Consider the following 20,746-nt stretch of genomic DNA (forward strand, 5'->3'; position numbering starts at 1 on the left):
GGGGGGCAGGGGCGGGGGGGCCCGTCGCTACCCCGTCGGCGGGTTTGTTATGCCCGTTCGGGGGGGGGGGGGGGTTGGGGGCGGGGCCGACCGGCTACGCGCTTCTTCCCCGTCGCTCCCTCCCCCAACCCCTCCCGCAAGCGGGAGGGGAGCGTGGTTTACCGAAGAAGCAGCAAAATTCGTTCCCTTTTCGTTTCCCCCGCGCTACACCGCCGCCATGGCGAAACCTCAGAAACGCTATGTCTGCCAGGCCTGCGGCTCGGTCACGTCGAAATGGGCGGGGCAATGCGGCGATTGCGGCGAATGGAATACGCTGGTCGAAGAGGCTGGCGCCACCGTAACGCCGTTCCAGGCCAAGCATAACCTGCAATCGGGCGGCCGCGCGATCCAGCTTTCCGGGCTCAATACCGATGTCGCGCTGCCCGAACGCATGGCCAGCGGCATTGCCGAGCTCGACCGTGCGCTGGGCGGCGGGTTCGTCGAGGGTTCGGCGACGCTGATTGGCGGCGATCCGGGCATCGGCAAGTCCACGCTGCTGCTCCAGGCTGCGGCAAAGATCGCGGCCAAGGGCCTCGCCGTCGCCTATGTTTCGGGCGAGGAGGCTGCCGATCAGGTGCGGCTGCGCGCGCGCCGGCTCGGGTTGGGGCAGGCGCCGGTGCAGCTTGCCGCCGCCACTTCTGTCCGCGACATCCTCACCACGCTCGGTGGTGCGGCGCCGCCGGACCTGCTCATCATCGATTCGATTCAGACGATGCACTCGGACCTGATCGAAGGCGCCCCCGGCACCGTCAGCCAGGTGCGGGCCAGCGCGCAGGAACTGATCCGCTTCGCCAAGGAACGCGGCACCGCGCTGGTGATGGTCGGCCATGTCACCAAGGACGGCGCGATCGCCGGGCCGCGCGTGCTCGAACATATGGTCGATACCGTGCTCGCGTTCGAAGGCGAGCGCAGCCACCTCTATCGCATCCTGCGCGCGGTGAAGAACCGCTTCGGCGGCACCGACGAAATCGGCGTGTTCGCGATGCAGGCAGAGGGGCTGGCGGAGGTCGGCAATCCCTCGTCGCTGTTCCTCACCCAGCGCGATGAAAGCGTGACCGGCACGGTCGTGTTCCCGGCGCTGGAGGGTACGCGGCCGGTGCTGGTCGAGGTACAGGCGCTCACCGTCCGCCTCGCCTCGGGCGCCACCCCGCGCCGGGCGGTGGTCGGCTGGGATTCGGCGCGGCTGTCGATGGTGCTGGCGGTGCTCGAGGCGCGTTGCGGGCTGAGCTTTTCGGCGTGCGAGGTCTATCTGAACATCGCCGGCGGCTATCGGGTGCAAGACCCCGCGGCCGATCTGGCGGTGGCGGCGGCGCTCGTTTCCGCGCTGTCGGAGCGCCCGGTGCCGGCCGATGCGGTCGCGTTCGGCGAAATTGCGCTGTCGGGTGAAATCCGCCCGGTCGCCCATGCATCGCTGCGGATGCGCGAGGCGGGAAAGCTGGGCTTCACCCGTGCATTGGCACCCTCGGCACAGGGCGCGGAAAAGGGCGCGATGGCGCTGGCCGGCTTCCGCAACCTGGGTGCGTTCGTCGAGCATCTGCTCGGGCGGTGAGTGGCTGCGGTGGCGGCTTGAACCCGCCGCACGCAACGCCATGTTGCTTCCTGCGCCGCGCTGCCTAGAAGCGTCCGCGACACAAACCGGAAAGTATCATGACCGCCACGCATTCCACCCGCATGTTGATCCTCGGCTCCGGCCCCGCCGGCCTGTCGGCTGCCATTTACGGCGCCCGCGCCGGGCTCGCGCCGATCGTCGTCCAGGGTATCCAGCCGGGCGGCCAGTTGATGACCACCACCGATGTCGAGAATTATCCCGGTTTCCGCGAGGTGATTCAGGGCCCGTGGCTGATGCAGGAAATGCAGGCCCAGGCCGAGCATGTCGGCGCGCAGATGATGTGGGACACGATCGTCGAGGTCGATGTGACGCAGCGTCCGTTCCGCATGGTGGGCGATAGCGGCACTGTCTATCTGGGCGACACGCTGGTGATCGCCACCGGCGCGCAGGCCAAGTGGCTGGGGCTCGATTCGGAAGAGCTGCTGAAGGGCAAGGGCGTCAGCGCCTGCGCCACCTGCGACGGCTTCTTCTTCCGCGGCAAGAAGGTGGCGGTGATCGGCGGCGGCAATACCGCGGTCGAAGAGGCGCTGTACCTGACCAACCACAGCCCCGACGTAACGCTGATCCACCGCCGCGATTCGCTGCGCGCCGAGAAGATCCTGCAGCAGCGGCTGCACGCCAATGAGCGGATCAGCGTGCTGTGGAACAAGCAGGTCGAGCGCTTCATCGGCGGCGGCCAGCCCGAGGGGCTGGTCGGTATCGAACTGAAGGACACGGTTACGGGTGAGGTGTCGACGATCGATGTCGACGGCGGCTTCGTCGCGATCGGTCACCACCCGGCGACCGAGCTGTTCCGCGGCCATATCGCGCTCGATGCCGATGGCTATATCGAAGTCGAGAAGGGCACCACCCGCACCAATGTGCCCGGGGTGTTCGCGTGCGGCGATGTGATGGACAAGCATTATCGCCAGGCGATTACTGCCGCCGGCACCGGGTGCATGGCGGCGCTGGACGCCGAACGCTTCCTGGCGGAAGTGGATTTCGAAACGGTGGCGCAGGCGGCGGAATAAGCCGCAGCCAGCCCTAATTCTCCAGCGCTTCGATCACCTGCGCGGCCAGCCAGTCCTTGTCGGCCGCGCCGGCGAAGCTGTGGCTGGCGGTGTCGTACTGGCGGCGGCGGACGCGGGTGCCGAGCGCGGCGAAGGCCGGGCTGTGCAGCGCATCGATAAAGGCGCGCGCGGTATTGTCGCGGCTGGCGAGCAATAGCGTGACCGGTACCTCCGTCCGCACCAGCGCGTCGGCGACACGGCTGGCAAGGCTCGCCGGCGGTTCTGCGGGCTTGCGGGCGAGCCGGCCCAGCCCGCGCGCCAGCTTGCCCAGATTGACCCCGCCCGTCGCCAGCCGCGCCCATTCGCGCGGGTCGCGCAGCTTTTCGGCATAGCGCGCGCGGATCGCAGCCGCGGGCGGCAGATCGTCGATCGGCTCGACGATCCACGGATTGGCGAGCACCAGCGCATCGATCCGCGCCTCGCCATGGAACAGCGCCAGCGCGCTCGCGGCGTCGCAATTGCCGAAGGCGACGACGCGCTGGACCCGTGCCTCGCGGCGGAAGACGGCGGCGGCGGCGGCAATATCCTCGGCGCTGCTCTCGAAGCCGCCATTCTCGCCGCTCGAATCGCCGATGCCGCGCCGGTCGAAGCGAAATGCGGGAAAGCCCGCCGCCGCAACCCGCTGCGCCAGGGCCGCCATGCCGCGATGCGCGCCGATGCGGATTTCATTGCCGCCGGATACGATCAGCAGCCCGGTCTTGCCCTGTGCAGCGTCGAGCGTGCCGACCAGCGTTTCGCCGGCGCAGGGAAAGGCGATCACGCTTCGCATTGGCGGACCCAGGCGGCGATGTCTTCGGCGAGCAGCGCGGCCAGTGCCGGGTCATGTTCTGGCTCGGCGCGGTGCCATAGCGGTGTGCCGGGCACATAGCGGTCGGCGGGCCGCGCATCGCCTTCCAGCCGCACCGTACGCGCCGGTTCCAGCGCGCATTCGCCCAGATCGTCGAGGAAATTGTCGGGCAGGCGGTGGCCGGCATAGCCTTCGCCATTGCCGGCGCGGCGGATACGGTGGAGCGTGCGCCGCAGTTCCTCGCCGGTCTGGGGCGCGAAGTGGAAGCGGCGGCGGATCAGCACCGATCCGTCGACCAGCGCGCCGCTGCGGATCGCGAACGAATAGGCGCGGGCGCCCGCGGTGCGGGCGGCGGCTGCGAACCCCGCGCGCAGCGCGTCGAAGTCGATCCGCTCGCTCGGGATCAGGCTGTCGCCGGTGCCCGGCAGGTCGGGGATGACGCCGGCAATGCCCGCATCGGCCAGCAGGCGCAGCACCGCGACCGCAAAGGTGCGGGTGCGGTTCGCTTCCTCGAACAGCGGCAGCGCCACAACCACGACCGGGCCATTGGCAGGGCCAAAGCGAAGCATCGCTTCGCGGCCCCCGGCCCAGTCATAGGGTTCGATCACCCCTGCGCCTTCTGCGCCGCAAAGCGGGTGAGGGTGCCGAAGCTTTCCAGCATCTCGCCATCGACTTCGTCGTCTTCGATCAGGATGCCCAGCCGGTCCTCGATTTCGGTCAGCACGCCCGCCACCGCCAGCGAGTCCAGCTCGGGCAGCGCCCCGAACAGCGGCGTGTCATCGCGGAAGGCGGCGGCGCGTTCCTCGCTCAGCCCCAGCACGTCGCGCAGCACGGCGCGAACGGTGTTTTCGACTTCCAGCGTGGCTTGAGGCTGCAATGCGAATTCCCCTTATCGACTTTTTGGCTCCGTAAGGCTTGGCGGCGGCGCTGCCAAGACTAAGGGTGGGCGGATGATTGCGCTCGATCCCGCTCCCCGTCCGATCGACACGCTGCCCCTGCGTGGTGCGGGCGACGCCATTGCGCTGGAGGACAAGGCCGGCACGCTCACCTATGCCGGGCTGGAGGCGATGGTCGGCACGATGGCGGGCGCGCTCGCGGCCCTGGGGCTGACGCCGGGCGACCGGGTGGCAAGCTGGCTGCCCAAGACGCGCGCCGCGTGCCTGATGCCGCTGGCGGCACCGCGCGCCGGGTTGATCCATGTGCCGATCAATCCGGTGCTGAAGCGCGCGCAGGTCGCGCATATCCTCGCCGATAGCGGCGCGCGGTTGCTGGTGACGCAGGCGGCGCGGCTGGCGGCGCTGGAGCCGGGCGATGTGCCGCCGGGATGCCGGGTCGTCACCGAAGAGGAACTTGCGGGCGGCCCCGCGCTCCCGCCGTCTTCAGCCGACCCCGATACACTGGCGGCCATTCTCTACACGTCGGGCTCGACCGGCCGCCCCAAGGGGGTGATGCTCAGCCATGCCAATCTGTGGCTGGGGGCGATCAGCGTCGCCCATTATCTGAAGATCACGCCCGACGATCGGGTGCTGGGCGTGCTGCCGCTCAGCTTCGACTATGGCCAGAACCAGTTGCTTTCGACCTGGGCTGCAGGCGGGCGCGTGGTGCCGCTCGATTACCTGACGGCGCGGGATGTCGTGAAGGCAGTGTCGCGGTTCGGCATTACCACGCTGGCGGGCGTGCCGCCGCTGTGGGTGCAATTGCTTGAGGCCGAATGGCCCGCGGAGACCGCGGCATTGCTGCGGCGGCTGACCAATTCAGGTGGCGCGCTCACGCGCACGCTGGTTCAGGGACTACGCGGCCGTTTCCCGGGCGCGGACCTTTACCCCATGTACGGCCTGACCGAGGCGTTTCGTTCGACCTTTCTGGACCCCGCCTTGGTCGATGCACACCCGGACTCAATTGGCCGCGCGATTCCCTTTGCCGAAATCCTGGTGGTGGACAGTGCGGGCCAGCGCGCGGCGCAAGGGGAACTGGTTCATGCCGGGCCGCTGGTAGCGAAGGGCTATTGGCAGGATGCCGAGCGCACCGCGCTGCGCTTCCGCCCTGCGCCCGCTTTTGCGCAGAGCGGCGGCATGGCGGTCTGGTCGGGCGATACGGTGGTGGAGGATGCCGAAGGCCTGCTTCGCTTCGTCGGCCGCGACGACGAGATGATCAAATCCTCGGGCAACCGCATCAGCCCCACTGAAATCGAGGAGGCGGTGCTGGCCGGCGGCGAGACCGGCGAGGCGGCGGCGTTCGGGGTGCCCGATCCGCGGCTGGGCCAGGCGATCCTGGTCGTCGCACGCGGCGACGGCAGCCAGGAGAGTGCGCTTCGCGAACGGTTGCGTCGCGACTTGCCAGCCTTCATGCAGCCGCAGCGCTTTGTGTGGCGGGAAAGCCTGCCGCGCAATGCCAATGGCAAGCTGGACCGGGCAGGGCTGAAGGCGGAACTGGAATGAACGGAAAGCCGATCGGGCCGATCCCGGCTCCCTATGCGGGACAGGCCGAGCTGATAGTGGCGGGCCGCCCGGCTGCGGCGTGGGTGGAGGGCGCCACGCCCGTCTACCTCTATGACTTCCCCGCCATTGCCGCACGGGTGGTGCAGTTGCGCGCGGCGCTGCCCGCCAGCGTCGCCGTCCATTATGCGATCAAGGCAAATCCGCTCCCCGCGCTGCTTGCCGCCATCGCCCCGCTGGTCGACGGGCTCGACGTCGCCTCTGCCGGGGAACTGGCGCGGGCACTGGCGGTAAAGCCTGCCGACGAGATCAGCTTTGCCGGCCCCGGCAAGCGCGATTTCGAGCTGGAAGCTGCGATCCGCGCGGGTGCCACGCTCAACCTCGAATCCGAAGGCGAGGCGGAACGGGCGCTGCGGATTGGCGAGGCATCGGGAATCACGCCCAGGCTCGCTGTCCGGGTGAACCCCGATTTCGAGCTGCGCGGATCGGGCATGAAGATGGGCGGCCGCGCCTCGCCCTTCGGCGTCGATGCAGCGCGCGTGCCGGCGCTGGTGCGGCGGCTGGTCGCTGCGGGTGCAGATTGGCGCGGCTTCCACATCTATGCCGGATCGCAGGCGCTTTCGGCCGACGCGGTGATCGAAACCCAGGCGGCGACGATCGCACTGGCGGCGCGGCTGGCGGAGGAAGCGGGGGCAATGCCGCCGCTGGTCAATCTGGGCGGCGGCTTCGGCATTCCCTATTTTGCCGGAGACGCTCCTCTGGACGTGGCGGCGGTCGGCGCGGCGCTGGGCGAACGGCTGGCCGCACTCGATACCCAATATGCGATCGAACTCGGCCGCTGGCTGGTGGGCGAGGCGGGCATCTATCTGGCGTGCGTCATCGACCGGAAGGAAAGCCAGGGCGAGACGTTTCTGATCGTCGATGGCGGGCTCCATCATCATCTGGCCGCCACCGGCAATTTTGGCACGGTGGTGCGCCGCAACTATCCCGTTGCAGTCGCGCACCGGATGCAGGACGCGGCGGAAGAAGTCGTCAGCATTGTCGGTCCGCTCTGCACGCCGCTCGACAGGCTTGCGGAGAAAGTCGCCTTGCCGCGTGCCGAGGTGGGAGACCTGATCGCGATCTTCGCCTCGGGCGCCTACGGGGCCTCGGCAAGTCCCCAGTATTTTCTGGGACACCCGCCGGTTGAAGAAAGACTTTGCGGTGTTCAGGGGCGTTAACCCCTAACGCTATCTTTACCTCTTCGGGCTCATAGCAACGCCGTCCAGCATGGGGGCGCCGAGACGTCGGTCGCCTTGTTCGTCCATGCTGCGGGGAGGCTCGGGCATGACGTTTTGGTTGAGGCACAGGGTTTTGGCAGCCACGCTGGCAGCGGTGACGCTGCTGTCGGGTTGCAGCGGCAGCGGTGGCCGGCCCGAACTGCCCGCGGCTGCCTTTGTCGGCGGCAGCGGCGGCCGAGATGCGCCCAGCGACGAATATGTCATCGGCCCGCTCGACCAGCTCAACATCTTCGTATGGCGTAATCCGGACCTGTCGACCAAGGTGCAGGTGCGCCCGGATGGCCGCATCACCGTGCCGCTGATCAGCGATATGCCTGCAGTCGGCAAGACTCCTGCCATGCTGGCGCAAGACCTGAAGCTGGCGCTCAGCGAATATATCAAGGATCCGATCGTATCGGTCATCGTCGAGAATTTCTCGGGCACCTTTAGCCAGCAGGTGCGCGTGGTCGGTGCGACGGAAAAGCCCGCCTCGCTGCCGTATCGCGCCAACATGACGATTCTCGACGCGATGATCGCCGTCGGCGGACTGTCCGAAACCGCATCGGGCAACCGCGCCCGGCTGGTGCGCTATGATCCGCAGACCGGCCGCCAGCGCGAATATAAGCTGCGGCTCGCCGATCTGCTGAAGAATGGCGACACCAGCGCGAACGTGAAGCTGGCGCCCGGCGACGTGATCATCATTCCGCAAAGCCTGTTCTGAGGCCGGGCGGGATGGGCGGACTCTACAACGAACTTCTTGCGGCGCTCCATGCGATATGGACGCGACGCTGGATTGCCCTGGCCGTCGCCTGGGCGATCTGCATGGTGGGGTGGTTCGTCGTCTCGCGCATGCCGAATCAGTATGAATCGCACGCGCGTGTGTTCGTGCAGATGCGCCAGATCCTGCCCGCAGACAGCGGCGCTGTGCCGATCGACCAGCAGAAAAGCCTCGATCAGCTGCGCCAGACGATCACCAGCGCGGTCAATCTGGAAAAGGTCGTGCGCGGCACCGACCTTGCCCGCACCGTTTCCAGCGACCGCGACGTGGCGGACCGCATCGCCGGCCTGCAAAAGGCAATCAAGCTGACGGCGCAGCAGGACAATCTGTTCGAAATCAGCGTCACCGGCGCCAACGGCAAGATCGCTACCCAGGTCGCGCAGAAGCTGATCGACGTGTTCGTCGAAAATAATCTGGCCGACAATCGCGACCAGACCAGCCAGTCGCTCCGCTTCCTCGACGATCAGCTCGCCGCGCGCCAGAAGGCGCTGCAGGATGCCGAGGCCAAACGCGCCGACTTCCAGGCGAAATATCTGGGGGCGCTGCCCGGCACCGGTTCGCTGGACGACCGGATCGGCGCGGCGCGCCAACAGCTTGCCCAGATCGAAGGCGATCTCGCGGCGGCGCAGAGCAGCCTCAACGCGGTCAACGCCCAGATGGCATCCACACCGGCAACCGCTGGCGGCAGCGCCGGCGCGGCCGGCCCGGCGCGCGCGCGCGTGGCGGCGATCCAGGGCCAGCTTGCCGATGCCCGCGCGCGCGGCTGGACCGACAATTATCCCGACGTCGTAGCGCTCAAGAGCCAGCTTGCGGCGGCCCAGGCGGCTGCCCGTAACGAGCCGCTGGTCGGCGGCGGCGGGGGCAGCGGCAATCCGCTGTATCTCGGCCTCAAATCGATGCAGACCGACAAGGCAGCGCAGGTCGCAGCACTCCGCCAGCGGCGCGAGCAGATCCAGGGCGACCTCGCCGCGCTCAACGCCAAATTGTCCGGCGCGCCCGAAGTCGCGGCGGAACAGGGCCAGATCGAGCGCGAATATCAGGTGCTGAAGGACCAGTATGACAAGCTGCTGTCCGATCGCGAGCGCGTGCGGATTTCCTCGCAGGCGCAGGATGCCGCCGATGCGGTGAAGTTCAGCGTCATCGATCCGCCGACCCAGCCGCGCGCGCCGACTTCGCCCAACCGCCCGCTGCTGCTTTCGGCCGTGCTGATCGCCGGGCTGGGCGCGGGCGTTGCGGCCGCCTTTGGCATCGCCAAGCTGCGCGGCAGCTTCGATACTGCCGCGCGGCTGGAAAAGGCCAGCGGCATGCCGGTCATCGGTGCGATCGGCGAAGTGGTGACTGCCGCCCAGACCGCGCTCCGCCGCAAGCAGCTTCGCCTGTTCCTGGGTGGCACGGCGGCGCTGGGCGTCGCCTATATCGGGCTGATCGGCCTGGAATTCGTCCAGCGGGCGCGGGGGGCCTGAGCAATGAACGAGCATAGCCCCCGCAAATTCCGTGGTTCGCTGATCGAGCGCGCCGCCGCGCGCCATGTGTTCGAGATCCCGGCCGCCCCCGAGCCGGAACCCGTTGCCGCGGCGCCGGTCCCCCGGCCAAAGCCCGATCCCGCACTGGAACTGACCCGAGGTTTCGTTGCGCCCGAGCCGCCGGCGGCGCCAGCCGCCTTGTGCGTACCGGAACCCGAACCTGCACCGCAGCCGCAGCCAGCGCCGCAGCCGGCGCCTGTCGCCCGCACGACTGCTCCCAAAACTGCCCGCCGCCGCGTCCATATCGATCGCGAGGCGCTGGCGGAGGCGGGCATGCTGGTGCCCGGCGGCCCGGTGACGCCGCTGGCCGAAGAATTTCGCATGGTGAAGCGGCAGCTGCTGCTCACCGCCCGCAAGGTCGCCGGTGCCGATGCCGATCGCGCGCGGATGATCCTCGTCTGCTCGGCGCAGCCGAATGAGGGCAAGACCTTCTGTGCCATCAATCTCGCGCTGTCGATGGCGGCGGAGAAGGATGTCGAGATCCTGCTGGTCGATGCCGATTTCCCCAAGCCCGACGTGCTCGGTCGGCTCGGCATTGAAGAAGGGCCGGGCCTGATCGACGCGCTCGACGGGCAGGTGTCGGTCGAAGACTGCATCATCGATACCGATGTGCCGCAATTGTCGGTGCTGCCCGCCGGTGCCCGCAGCATCAGCGATACCGAATTGCTGGCCAGCGACCGTGCCCGCGCGCTGCTGGACGGGCTGGCCGCGGCCAATCCGCGCCGCATCGTGATCTTCGATTCGCCGCCGGCGCTCGTCGCGTCGCCCGCCTCGGTGCTGGCGCTGCATGTCGGCCAGGCGCTGCTGGTGGTCCGCGCCGATCAGACCAGCGAGAGCGATCTGCGCGCCGCGGTCGCTGCGCTCGATGCCTGCGAGCATATCCAGCTCGTGCTCAACGCCGTTTCGTTCCAGCCGTCCGGTCGCCGGTTCGGCAGCTATTATGAGGAGGCGGGCAAGTGATCCGTCGATTGATCGTCATCGGTGTCGCCGGCTGGGCGATCCAGCCTGCCGCCGCGCAGCAGGTCAAGGTCACGCCGTATATCGAGGCGAGCCAGGTGCTGGTCGCCGACCTGAAATCGGGCGAGACGCTCACCTATTCGCAGCTCGGCGCCGGGCTCGACGCGACGGTGCAGACGCGCCGCGTGCAGGTGCAGGTGGATTACCAGTATCAGCGCCGCTTCGCTTGGAACAAGAAGCTGGTCGACAATGACACGCATAGCGGTCTGGTGCAGGCGCGCGCCAAGGTGGCGCCCGGGCTGACGCTGGAGGCCGGCGGCCTCGCCACCCGTACCCGCGCCGATATTCGCGGCGCTGCGCTGCAGAGCAATGCCGGCAACATCAGCAACAGCAGCCAGGTCTATTCGGTCTATGCCGGGCCGAACCTCGCCACCCATGTCGGCGCGATGTTCCTCAATGCGGCCTATCGCCTGGGCTATACGCGCACCGATACGCCCAACGGCACCGGCGTCGCGGCCAACCAGCCCCGGCTCGATTACTACAGCGACTCGACGGTCCATGTCGCCACCGCCAGCGCGGGGGTGAAGGCGGGTACGGTGCTGCCGGTGGGCGTGACGGTCAGCGGTTCCTACACGCACGAAAATGCCGGTCAGCTCAGCCAGCAGTTCGAGGGCAAATATGTTCGCGGCGATGTCGTGCTGCCCGTGGCGATGGGTGTCGCGCTCACGGCCGGCGCCGGGTACGAAAAGATCCAGGTCAGCCAGCGCGATGCGTTGCTGAACGGTTCGGGCCAGCCGGTGCTGGATGCGCATGGCCGGTTCGTCACCGATCCCAACTCGCCGCGGCGCATCGCCTATGATTTCGACGGCATCTACTGGGATGGCGGGGTGATGTGGCGGCCCAGCCGCCGCACCTATCTGGAGGCGCGGGCAGGGCGCCGCTATGGCTCGATGAGCTATACCGGCACCTTCACGCACCAGATCGGCCCGGGCAGTGGCATCCAGCTCGGCCTGTACGACAGCGTGCAGACCTTCGGGCAGCAACTGAACGGTTCGGTGTCGGTGCTGCCGTCCAGCTTCGTCAGCTCGGCCGATCCGTTCGGCAATGTCTATAGCGGCTGCATCTACGGCACCACCGGCGCGGCGACCGGCTCGTGCCTGAACGGCGTGCTCGCTTCGGCGGTGACGACGGCCTATCGTTCGCGCGGGCTGACCGGCATTGCGGTGCTGGCGCGCGGCGGCACGCGCATCGGCTTTGGCGGCGGCTATTCGCGGCGCACCTTCCTGGCGCCGTCGGGCACCACGCTCAACGGCACCTATGACGAAAGCCTGTATGCCCAGGCCTTTGCCTCTACCCCGGTGGGCGCACGCGGATCGCTGAGCAGCAGCCTGCTCGCCACCTGGTACAATAGCGACATTATCGGCAGCACCAGCGTGTTCAGCTGGGGTGCCAACACCGCCTATACCCACAATTTCGGGCATCTGAGTGCTACCGCCTCGGCAGGTCTTTTCGGCTATGATCGGCCGGGGACAGACAGCAGCGCGCAGGCGCAGGCACTCGTGGGTGTGCGCTACGGCTTCTAAGATGGGGGAAGGGCCTGCGCCCTTCCGGAGTGATCGACGATGTACGACGAACATTATGGATTGAGCGGCCGGCCGTTCCAGCTGACCCCCGATCCGAAATTCTGGTTCGATACGGCCACGCACAGCAAGGCGATGGCCTATCTGGGCTATGGCCTGAGCCAGGGCGAAGGGTTCGTCGTCATCACCGGCGATCCGGGGGCCGGCAAGACGACGCTGATGGGCCATCTGCTCGACGGCCTCGATCACGAACGGCTGAACGTCATCAAGATCGTTTCCTCCCAGGTTCGCCCGGAAGACCTGTTGCGGCTGGTGGCACAGGGGCTGGGAGTCGACCATCAGGGCCTTTCCAAGGCGGCGCTGCTCTCGGCGGTCGAACGCGGGCTGCATAACGTCGCGCGTGCTGGCCGGCGCACGCTGCTGGTGATCGACGAGGCGCAGGCGCTGCCGTCCGAAAGCCTGGAAGAGCTGCGCATGCTCTCCAATTTCCAGGCCGGCGGCTATGCGCTGCTGCAGATCTTCCTGCTCGGCCAGCCCGAATTTCGCCTGCTGCTGAACGAGCCTCAGCTGGAGCAGCTGCGCCAGCGGGTGATCGCCATGCACCACCTCGCACCGATGGAGCCGGACGAGGTCGAGCCCTATCTGATCCACCGGCTGGTCTGCGTCGGCTGGCGCGGGCGCCCGCGCTTTACCGCCGATGCGCTGACGGCGATGCATCGCTGGTCGGGCGGCCTGCCGCGCCGGCTGAATCAGCTTGCCGGGCGCGTGATGCTGTACGGCGCGGTCGAGCAGATCGACATTTTCGGCGCGCCCGACATCGCCGCCGTCATTTCCGATCTGGGCGATGACGCGATGGGGGAATCGGCGGAAGAATTGCCGATCGCGCCTGCGCCGGCCCGTGCCCCCATCGCGGCGGCGTCCGCCGAGTCGGCGCCCATGCGCAATGCCGCCGTCCCGCCGCGCCCCGCAGCGCCGCCGCCTTCGGCAGCGCCAGCACCTGCCGTGCCCCATGCTGAAGTCGCTGCGCTCGAAGCGCGCATCGCCCAGCTCGAAGCGCAGGTGCGCGAGCAGGACGAGGCACTCCGCCGGGTGCTGACGCTGCTGGTCGACTGGGTGGAACAGGGCGATGCGAACGGCCGGCCCAATCTGGGCGGCCTGCGCGAACACGCGGCCTGACCATGCGCACCAACGGCCTTTCGGTCGATGTCGAGGACTGGTTCCAGGTCGGCGCCTTTGAAACGGTGATTGCCCGCGCCGACTGGGACGGGCTGGAACATCGTGTCGAGGCGAATACCGATGCAGTGCTGGCGCTGTTCGCGGAGGCAGGCGTGCAGGGCACGTTCTTCGCGCTCGGCTGGGTGGCGCAGCGCTATCCGACGCTGATCCGCCGCATCGCCGAGGCGGGGCATGAAGTCGCCAGCCATGGCTGGGACCATGCCCGCGTCTTTACGCTGACCCCCGATCAGTTCCGCGACGATCTTGCCCGCGCCCGTGCCGCGCTGGAGGATGCCGGCGGGGTGGCCGTGACCGGCTATCGCGCGCCGAGCTTCTCGATCGACCGGCGCACGCCCTGGGCGCATGCCGTGCTGGCCGAAGCGGGCTATGCCTATTCCTCCAGCATCGCGCCGCTCGCGCACGATCATTATGGCTGGCCCGATGCGCCGCGCGCACCGTTCCGGCCGCTGGCGGATGCGCCGCTGATCGAGCTGCCGGTTACGGTGGCGACGGTGCTGGGCCGCGAAGTGACGGCAGGCGGCGGCTTTTTCCGGCTGTTGCCGGGGCGCGTGGTCGATCGCGCTGTCCGCGCCAGCAACGCCGCCGATCGTTCGGCGATCTTCTACTTCCATCCCTGGGAAATCGATCCCGGTCAGCCGCGCGTGACGCACGCACCGCTCAAGTCGCGGCTGCGGCATTATGCCCGGCTGGGCGCCATGGCGGGCAAGCTTCGCACGCTGATCGCGGCGCACCAATGGGGCCGCATCGATGCGATCGCGGCGCAGGCGGCCGAGGCGCTGGCATGAACGCGCCGATGCTGCACCCCGTGCTGACGGTCCGCACCGCCGATCTTGCCGACCCGGCAGAGTGTGCCCGGATTGCGGACTGGGTGGCGGAGCAGCCACAGGGCACGCCCTTCCATCTGCCCGGCTGGAGCATCGGCGTCGCGCGCGGTTGCCGCCAGCACAGCCATTATCTGGTGGCGGAGCAGGAGACCGGCGCCATTGCCGGCGTGCTGCCGCTGACCGCCATTCGCTCGCGGCTGTTCGGCCCTGCGCTGGTGTCGGCGGGTTTCGGTGTCGGCGGCGGCATTCTTGCCGCGCGTGAAGCAGCGGTCGCGCCGCTTGCGCAGGCGGCCTGGGAACTCGCGGAACGGCTCGGCTGCCCGGGCGTCGAGCTGCGCGGCGGGCCGTCGCCCGGCCCGGACTGGCACAGCAGCAGCGACAGCCATCTCGGCTTCGTCCGCCCGCTTGCCGCCGATGACGAGGCGGAACTGCTTGCGATCCCGCGCAAGCAGCGCGCCGAGGTTCGCAAGGCCTTGGCCGCCGATCTGGCGGTTTCCACCGGCCGAGATGCCGCTGCGCGCCGTGCCCATTATGCCGTCTATGCCGAAAGCGTCCGCAATCTGGGCACGCCCGTGTTCCCACGGAGTCTGTTTTCCGCCATTCTGGATGTATTCGGGGACGATGCGGACGTGCTCACCGTCCGCCATCAGGGGGTGGCAGTGGCAAGCGTATTGAGCCTCTATTGGCGAGGCACCGTCTTTCCCTACTGGGGCGGCGGGGTGGCGGCGGCGCGCGCGCTGCGTGCCAATGATCGCATGTATTTCGCGCTGATGGCCCACGCCCGTGCACGCGGCTGCAGCCAGTTCGATTTCGGCCGCTCCAAGACCGGCAGCGGCCCGGCCGCGTTCAAGAAGAACTGGGGCTTCGTGCCGCAGCCGCTCACCTATCACAGCCGCAGCGCCGACGGCGCCGCCCCGCGCAGCGTCAATCCGCTCGATCCCAAATACCGGCTGAAGATCGCAATGTGGAAGCGCCTGCCGCTGTTCATCGCCAACCGGGCGGGGCCGTTCATTGCGCGAGGGCTCGGCTGATGGGCGACATTTTGTTCCTGGCCCACCGCGTACCCTATCCGCCCGACCGGGGCGACAAGATGCGCGGCTTCCACATTCTCAAATATCTCTCCGCCCGCAAGCGCGTGCACCTGATAGCCTTTGCCGACGATCCGGCCGACATGAAGCGCAAGGGCGGACTGGCGCCCTATATCGGCAATCGCTCGATCCTGTGGCGCGGGCGCAGTCGGCTGGTTGCCGGCATCCGTGCGCTGATGCGGCGCCAGCCGGTGTCGATCACGGCGTTCGAGAATGAGGAACTGGGCGGCGCGGTCGAGGCGCTGCTCGCGCGCCACGCCATCGACACCATATTCGTCTTTTCCAGCCAGATGGCGCAATATCTGCCGGCGCGCCCGCGCCAGCGCGTCATCATGGATTTCGTCGACATGGATTCGGCCAAGTTCGCCGCCTATGCTGGCGGCTCGGCCTGGCCGATGTCGTGGATACATCGCCGCGAGGCGCGGCTGTTGCTGCAGCATGAGAAGGCCGTCGCCGCGCGTGCCGATGCCAGCCTGTTCGTCAGCGAGGCGGAAGCAGACCTGTTCCGCCAGGCGAGCGGCGCGGGCCGTGTGCACGCGATCGAGAACGGCATCGACACCGGCTATTACGACCCGCGCGGGCGCTTCCGCCGGATCGAATCGACCGGGCCGCTGCTCGTCTTCACCGGCCAGATGGATTATCGCCCGAATATCGAGGCCGTAACCTGGTTCGCCGAGACGGTGCTGCCCCATATCCGTGTGGCCCATCCCGGCACGCGTTTCGCGATTGTCGGCCGCGCGCCCACCGATGCGGTGAAGGCGCTGGCCAAGCTGCCCGGCGTCAGCGTTACCGGCGCGGTGCGCGACGTGCGCGGCTGGCTGGCGGCCGCCTCGGTCGTGGTGGCGCCGCTCAGGCTGGCGCGGGGCATTCAAAACAAGGTGTTGGAAGGCATGGCGATGGCGCGGCCGGTGGTCGCTTCCGTTGCGGCCGCCGAAGGCATCGACCATGCCGGCACGATCCGCGTTGCCGACAGCGTCACCGAATTTGCCGAAACCGTCAGCGCGCTGCTTGCCGATCGCGAGACGGCCAGGGTGCTGGGCGAAGCGGCGCGCGCGCGGGTGATCGATCGCTATAGCTGGGAAGCGCGGCTCGCCCCGCTCGATGCGCTGATGCAGCTCCCGCCGCCGCGCCAGACACGCAAGACGGCAGCCTGAGCATGCCTGTGTTCGATCGCCGCTGGCAACGCCATGCCGCGCTGCTCGCCGGCTGCTGGGCGGTGCTGCTGATCCTGTTCGGCCGCGATACCGGCGATCTGGCCCGCATCTACTGGACCAACACCACCTTCGGCCATTGCCTGTTCGTCGGCCCGGTAATCGCCTGGCTGGTGTGGCAGCGCCGCGACGGGCTGGCGCAGGTGTCACCGCAGGGCTGGTGGCCGGGGCTCGTTTGGGTCGCGGGCGGCGGCGTCACCTGGCTGGTGGGCGATGCCGCCAGCGTCGCGCTGTTCCGCCATTTCGGGCTGGTGCTGATGTTGCAGGGCACGGTGCTGGCGGTGCTGGGGCCGAATGTCGCCCGCGCGCTGCTGTTCCCGCTGGCCTATATGCTGTTCCTCGTGCCGTTCGGCGATTTTCTCGAAGAGCCGCTGCAAGGCATCACCATCGCCATGGTCATGCCGCTGCTTCACCTCTTCGGGGTGCCGGCCAGCGTGGACGGGGTGCTGATCTCCACCCCGAACGGCTTTTTCGAGGTGGCAGAGGCCTGTTCGGGGGCCAAGTTCCTGATCGCTATGGTCGCGTACGGTGTCCTGGTCGCCAATGTCTGTTATGTCACCTGGCGGAGACGTGTCGGTTTCATGGTGATGGCGCTGATCGTGCCGGTGATCGCCAACGGCATCCGCGCCTTCGGCACCATCTATATCGCCTGGTGGACTTCGGTGGAGCAGGCGACGGGGGTCGACCATATCGTCTATGGCTGGGTGTTCTTCGGGCTGGTGATGGCGGCGGTGCTGGCGATCGGCTGGCGCTGGTTCGACCGCGATCCGGATGCGCCCTGGTTCGATCCAGCCCGCTTGCAGGCGGTGCCGCCCGGCCGGATCGACGCGGCGCTTGCCGCGCTGCTGGTGCTCACGGTGGCGAGTGCCTTTCCCGGCTGGTCGGCGCTCAATGCCGCAAGGGCAGCACCCCTGCCGGCGCAGGTTGCGCTCCCCGCACCGCCGGGCTGGCAGCGGATCGATACGCCCGCCCGCGCGCCCTGGTCGCCGAATTTCCCCGGCGCCGACCGCTTCGTCACCGCCCGCTATGCCGACGGGCAGGGGCGCAGCGTCGATCTCGCCGTCGCCGTCTATGGCAGCCAGCATGAGGGCAAGGAACTGGTCGGCTTCGGCATCGGCGCGATCCGCGAAAACGATCGCTGGGTGAAGATCGAGGACGAGCCGAGCTTCGCGCGCGGTGCGGCGTTGCGCATGACCGGGCCGGGAAGGGTAGAACGACAGGTCATCACTTGGTACCGGATCGGCGGACTGCTGACGGGGAGCGACAAGAGGGTGAAGCTGGAAACACTAAGGGCCAAGCTGCTGGGCGGAAATCAGGCTGCCGTCGCCGTGCTCGTCTCCGCCGAACAGAGCGAAGGCGCCAATGCGATGACGACGATCGCCGATTTCCTGCGCGCGCTCGGCCCGGTCGAGGCGGTTGCCGACCGCGCTGCCGGCACGCACTGATGTGCGGGATCGCGGGGCTCTATTACCCCGCTCTGGCCAGGCCGATCGATCCGTCGCGGATTGTCGCGATGACGGACGCGCTCGCCCATCGCGGCCCGGATGGCTCGGGCGTGTGGTGCGTGGCGGGCGTCGGGCTGGGCCACCGGCGGCTGGCGATCATCGATCTGGAAGGCGGCGTGCAGCCGATGGCGACGCCGGATCAGGGCATTGCCGTCACCTATAACGGCGAAATCTACAATTTCCGCGAACTCCGCGCCGAACTCGAACGGCTCGGCGCCCGTTTCCTGACTGACAGCGATACCGAAGTGCTGCTCCATGGCTGGCGCGCCTGGGGGCCGGACATGCTCGCGCGGCTCAACGGCATGTTCGCCTTCGCGCTGTATGACAGCCAGCGGCAGAGCCTGTTCGTCGCGCGCGACCGGTTCGGGGTGAAGCCTTTATTCTACACCGAACTCGCCGATGGCGCGGTGGCCTTCGCCTCCGAACTCAAGGGCCTGCTCGCCCATCCGCTGTTCCGCCGCGCGGCGGATTTTCGCGCGGTCGAGGATTATCTGGGCCTCGGCTATGTCCCCGACGATGCCAGTCTGCTGGCCGGGGTGAAGAAGCTGCCCGCTGGGCATTTCCTGCTGCTCGAACGCGGCCGCCCGGTGCCGCGGCCCATCCGCTGGTGGGACATCGACTTTTCCCGCCGGGCGCGCGGCCGCACCCGCGACCTGAAGGCCGAGCTGGCGCATCACCTGCGTGAGGCAGTGCGGCTGCGGATGGTCTCGGACGTGCCGCTGGGCGCGTTCCTGTCGGGCGGCGTCGACAGCTCGGGCGTCGTCGCGTTGATGGCGGAGGCGAGCAAGGCTGCGGTCAAGACCTGCACGATCGGCTTTGACGAAGCGGGGCATGACGAAACCGCCCATGCGCAAAAGGTGGCGGAGCGGTTCGCCACCAGCCACCGCACCCGCACCGTCCGCGCCGACGATTATGGCCTGATCGACACGCTGGTCGCCGCCTTCGACGAGCCCTTCGCCGATGCCTCGGCGCTGCCCACCTACCGGGTGTGCGAACTGGCGCGCGAAAGCGTGACGGTGGCGCTGTCGGGCGATGGCGCCGACGAGGCGCTGGCCGGCTATCGCCGCTATCGTTTCTTCGCCGCCGAGGAGCGGGTGCGCGGGTTGCTGCCGCCCGATATGCGCGCGCGGCTGTTCGGCACGCTCGGGCGGCTCTACCCCAAGGCCGACTGGGCACCCCGGCCGTTCCGCGCGAAGACGACGCTGCTCGCGCTCGCCGAAGACGGGGAGACTGCCTATGCCGGCGCGGTCGGCGTGACCACGCCTGCGCTGCGCCATGCGCTCTACAGCGATGCGGCACGCAAGGCGCTCGACGGCCATCGCGCGGAGCGCCGCTATATCGAGACGATGCGCGCCGCCCCGGCCCGCGACGCGCTCGACCGCGCGCAATATGCCGACATCCACCACTGGCTGCCCGGCGACATCCTCACCAAGGTCGACCGCACCAGCATGGCAGTGGGGCTGGAGGCGCGCGAGCCGCTGCTCGACTATCGGCTGGTCCAGTTCGCCGCGACGCTGCCGCCGGCGCTGCGCATCCGGGGCGGGCAGGGCAAGTGGCTGATGAAGAAGGCGCTCGAACCCTGGCTGCCGCGCGACATCCTGTACCGGCCGAAAATGGGTTTCGTCACGCCGATCAGCGCCTGGTTCCGCAAGGCGCTGGCCGAGGAAGCGGCGGGGCTGGCACGCTCGCCGGTGCTGCTCGGCTCGGGCTGGTTCGATCCGGCAACGATCGCCCGGCTGGCCGAGGCGCACCGCAGCGGGCGGGAGGAACATGGCCGCACGCTGTGGCAACTGGTGATGCTCGAACGGAGCCTGGCGCGGCTGTTCGGGTGAGGGCAGCTTTCATCCCCCCGCTGGCGGGAAAGGATAGAGGCTGCCTCAGTCCCCGAACGCCTGTGCCGCAATGAAGTCGGCGACCTGCTTCCCCTGCGGCGTGCCGGGCGTGATGATGTTGAAATGATCGGCACCCCCCGGCGCCAGCTTCACCACCGTGTCGCCTGAAAGCAGCGCAGCCTGGGTGTAGGGCTCGATCATCGCCCCGAGCGCACCGAGCACGATCAACTGGTGGACGCCCAGCGGCAGATGGTCCTGCGCGCTGGCGAGGCGATAGGCGTCGGGCTTTTCCGCTGGCGTGCCGCCCATGAACGGCACGATCGCCGGCGCGCCGCAGACCTGTGCGTCGATGCCGACGAAAGGCGTGAGCGTACCCGGCCCGTCGATCGCCACCACCGTCGCGGGCTTTACCGTCATCGCCCCGGCAATGGGATCGTGCAGCTTCGGGCGGGCGGCGTCCCACAGCGCCAGATGTGCGCCGGAGCTGTGGCCCACCACGGCGACCCGGGTAAGATCGAGCGGCTGGGTGCGGGCAAGCGTGGCAAGGTAATCGGTCGCGGCGGCTATGTCCTGCAGGCTGCCGGGAAAGCCGCCGCCGGGATTGCCGGTGCGGCGATATTCGATGTTCCAGGTGGCAAAGCCCCGCGCGGTAAGCGCGTCGGCCAGCGGCGCGGTGCCCTGCCAGTCTTCCATCGTCGCGTTCCAGCAGCCGCCATGAATCAGCACCGCGACGGGAAAGGGGCCTTTGCCCTTGGGCAGGCGCAACTCGCCCTTCTGGAGCGGGTCCGGCCCGTAGGATGCGACCAGCGCGGGCGCCGAGACCTTCGCCTTGTCGGCATTCAGGATCGCGCGGGAATCGGTTTGCGCGGCGGCGGGTACCGCAAGGGCGAGGCCGAAGGCGGCGAGCGCAGCGTGGAGGGAGGACATGACCGGTTGCTCCGATATAGGACGTGGCCTCCTAGCATTACAGTTGCGTTTTTGATCATGTTCTGAATCAATGGGTGACCATGACGAGGGAGGTCGTGGTGACGGGG

Annotated in this window: 18 protein-coding genes; 14 read left to right on the forward strand and 4 right to left on the reverse strand. The window is 68.5% G+C overall.

Going from position 1 to position 20,746, the window contains the following annotated elements:
- Positions 1 to 217 precede the first annotated feature (217 nt).
- Both radA and trxB read left to right on the forward strand, forming a co-directional pair.
- The gene (gene radA, locus ACT53K_RS12715; protein ID WP_476229031.1) at positions 218 to 1,588 is read left to right on the forward strand and encodes a DNA repair protein RadA; all 1,371 of its coding nucleotides are present in this window, start codon (positions 218 to 220) and stop codon (positions 1,586 to 1,588) included.
- A 98-nt stretch (positions 1,589 to 1,686) separates the two neighbouring features.
- Positions 1,687 to 2,658 (forward strand): thioredoxin-disulfide reductase, encoded by a 972-nt coding sequence (gene trxB / locus ACT53K_RS12720; protein WP_476229032.1) that lies wholly within the window; start codon positions 1,687 to 1,689, stop codon positions 2,656 to 2,658.
- 13 nt (positions 2,659 to 2,671) lie between these two features.
- Here trxB and ACT53K_RS12725 read toward each other — a convergent pair whose 3' ends face one another.
- The 3 genes from ACT53K_RS12725 to ACT53K_RS12735 are packed head-to-tail and all read right to left on the reverse strand — an operon-like array spanning position 2,672 to position 4,361.
- Positions 2,672 to 3,466: a hydrolase 1, exosortase A system-associated gene (locus ACT53K_RS12725; RefSeq protein WP_476229033.1), complete on the reverse strand. Its 795-nt coding sequence runs from the start codon at positions 3,464 to 3,466 to the stop codon at positions 2,672 to 2,674.
- The gene (locus tag ACT53K_RS12730; RefSeq protein WP_476229034.1) at positions 3,454 to 4,092 is read right to left on the reverse strand and encodes a hypothetical protein; all 639 of its coding nucleotides are present in this window, start codon (positions 4,090 to 4,092) and stop codon (positions 3,454 to 3,456) included. The genes ACT53K_RS12725 and ACT53K_RS12730 overlap by 13 nt, the downstream gene beginning before the upstream one ends.
- Entirely contained in the window at positions 4,089 to 4,361 is a 273-nt protein-coding gene (locus ACT53K_RS12735) for an acyl carrier protein (RefSeq protein WP_476229035.1), read from the reverse strand. The genes ACT53K_RS12730 and ACT53K_RS12735 overlap by 4 nt, the downstream gene beginning before the upstream one ends.
- A gap of 73 nt (positions 4,362 to 4,434) precedes the next feature.
- Here ACT53K_RS12735 and ACT53K_RS12740 point away from each other — a divergent pair, with 73 nt between their 5' ends.
- The 12 genes from ACT53K_RS12740 to ACT53K_RS12795 all read left to right on the forward strand — a co-directional run bounded on the left by ACT53K_RS12740 (position 4,435) and on the right by ACT53K_RS12795 (position 19,712).
- Entirely contained in the window at positions 4,435 to 5,922 is a 1,488-nt protein-coding gene (locus ACT53K_RS12740) for an acyl-CoA ligase (AMP-forming), exosortase A system-associated (protein WP_476229036.1), read from the forward strand.
- Entirely contained in the window at positions 5,919 to 7,139 is a 1,221-nt protein-coding gene (locus ACT53K_RS12745) for a pyridoxal-dependent decarboxylase, exosortase A system-associated (RefSeq protein ID WP_476229037.1), read from the forward strand. The genes ACT53K_RS12740 and ACT53K_RS12745 overlap by 4 nt, the downstream gene beginning before the upstream one ends.
- Positions 7,140 to 7,245: 106 nt before the next feature.
- Complete coding sequence (locus ACT53K_RS12750) at positions 7,246 to 7,899, forward strand: XrtA/PEP-CTERM system exopolysaccharide export protein (RefSeq protein ID WP_476229038.1); 654 nt, start codon at positions 7,246 to 7,248, stop codon at positions 7,897 to 7,899.
- 11 nt (positions 7,900 to 7,910) lie between these two features.
- Positions 7,911 to 9,419 (forward strand): XrtA system polysaccharide chain length determinant, encoded by a 1,509-nt coding sequence (locus ACT53K_RS12755; RefSeq protein ID WP_476229039.1) that lies wholly within the window; start codon positions 7,911 to 7,913, stop codon positions 9,417 to 9,419.
- Between the two features lie 3 nt (positions 9,420 to 9,422).
- Positions 9,423 to 10,439, forward strand: a complete 1,017-nt coding sequence (locus tag ACT53K_RS12760; RefSeq protein WP_476229040.1) for an AAA family ATPase — start codon at positions 9,423 to 9,425, stop codon at positions 10,437 to 10,439.
- A complete protein-coding gene (locus ACT53K_RS12765) occupies positions 10,436 to 12,019 on the forward strand; it encodes a hypothetical protein (protein WP_476229041.1) in 1,584 nt (527 codons plus the stop codon). Before ACT53K_RS12760 ends, ACT53K_RS12765 begins: the two co-directional genes overlap by 4 nt.
- A gap of 39 nt (positions 12,020 to 12,058) precedes the next feature.
- On the forward strand, positions 12,059 to 13,192 hold the full coding sequence (locus tag ACT53K_RS12770) for an AAA family ATPase (protein ID WP_476229042.1): 1,134 nt from the start codon (positions 12,059 to 12,061) through the stop codon (positions 13,190 to 13,192).
- 2 nt (positions 13,193 to 13,194) lie between these two features.
- Complete coding sequence (locus ACT53K_RS12775) at positions 13,195 to 14,037, forward strand: XrtA system polysaccharide deacetylase (protein WP_476229043.1); 843 nt, start codon at positions 13,195 to 13,197, stop codon at positions 14,035 to 14,037.
- Positions 14,034 to 15,107: a FemAB family XrtA/PEP-CTERM system-associated protein gene (locus ACT53K_RS12780; RefSeq protein ID WP_476229044.1), complete on the forward strand. Its 1,074-nt coding sequence runs from the start codon at positions 14,034 to 14,036 to the stop codon at positions 15,105 to 15,107. Before ACT53K_RS12775 ends, ACT53K_RS12780 begins: the two co-directional genes overlap by 4 nt.
- Positions 15,107 to 16,318 (forward strand): TIGR03087 family PEP-CTERM/XrtA system glycosyltransferase, encoded by a 1,212-nt coding sequence (locus ACT53K_RS12785; RefSeq protein ID WP_476229045.1) that lies wholly within the window; start codon positions 15,107 to 15,109, stop codon positions 16,316 to 16,318. The genes ACT53K_RS12780 and ACT53K_RS12785 overlap by 1 nt, the downstream gene beginning before the upstream one ends.
- 2 nt (positions 16,319 to 16,320) lie before the next feature.
- Positions 16,321 to 17,820 carry an exosortase A gene (gene xrtA, locus ACT53K_RS12790; RefSeq protein WP_476229046.1) on the forward strand — a complete coding sequence of 500 codons (1,500 nt, stop codon included), beginning with the start codon at positions 16,321 to 16,323 and terminating at the stop codon, positions 17,818 to 17,820.
- The gene (locus tag ACT53K_RS12795) at positions 17,820 to 19,712 is read left to right on the forward strand and encodes an XrtA/PEP-CTERM system amidotransferase (RefSeq protein ID WP_476229047.1); all 1,893 of its coding nucleotides are present in this window, start codon (positions 17,820 to 17,822) and stop codon (positions 19,710 to 19,712) included. The genes xrtA and ACT53K_RS12795 overlap by 1 nt, the downstream gene beginning before the upstream one ends.
- Positions 19,713 to 19,757: 45 nt before the next feature.
- Here the strand turns inward: ACT53K_RS12795 and ACT53K_RS12800 are convergent, their stop codons facing one another.
- Positions 19,758 to 20,639 carry an alpha/beta hydrolase family protein gene (locus ACT53K_RS12800; protein ID WP_476229048.1) on the reverse strand — a complete coding sequence of 294 codons (882 nt, stop codon included), beginning with the start codon at positions 20,637 to 20,639 and terminating at the stop codon, positions 19,758 to 19,760.
- Between the last annotated feature and the right edge of the window lie 107 nt (positions 20,640 to 20,746).

The sequence above is a fragment of the Sphingomonas sp. DMC8 genome, assembly GCF_056314185.1.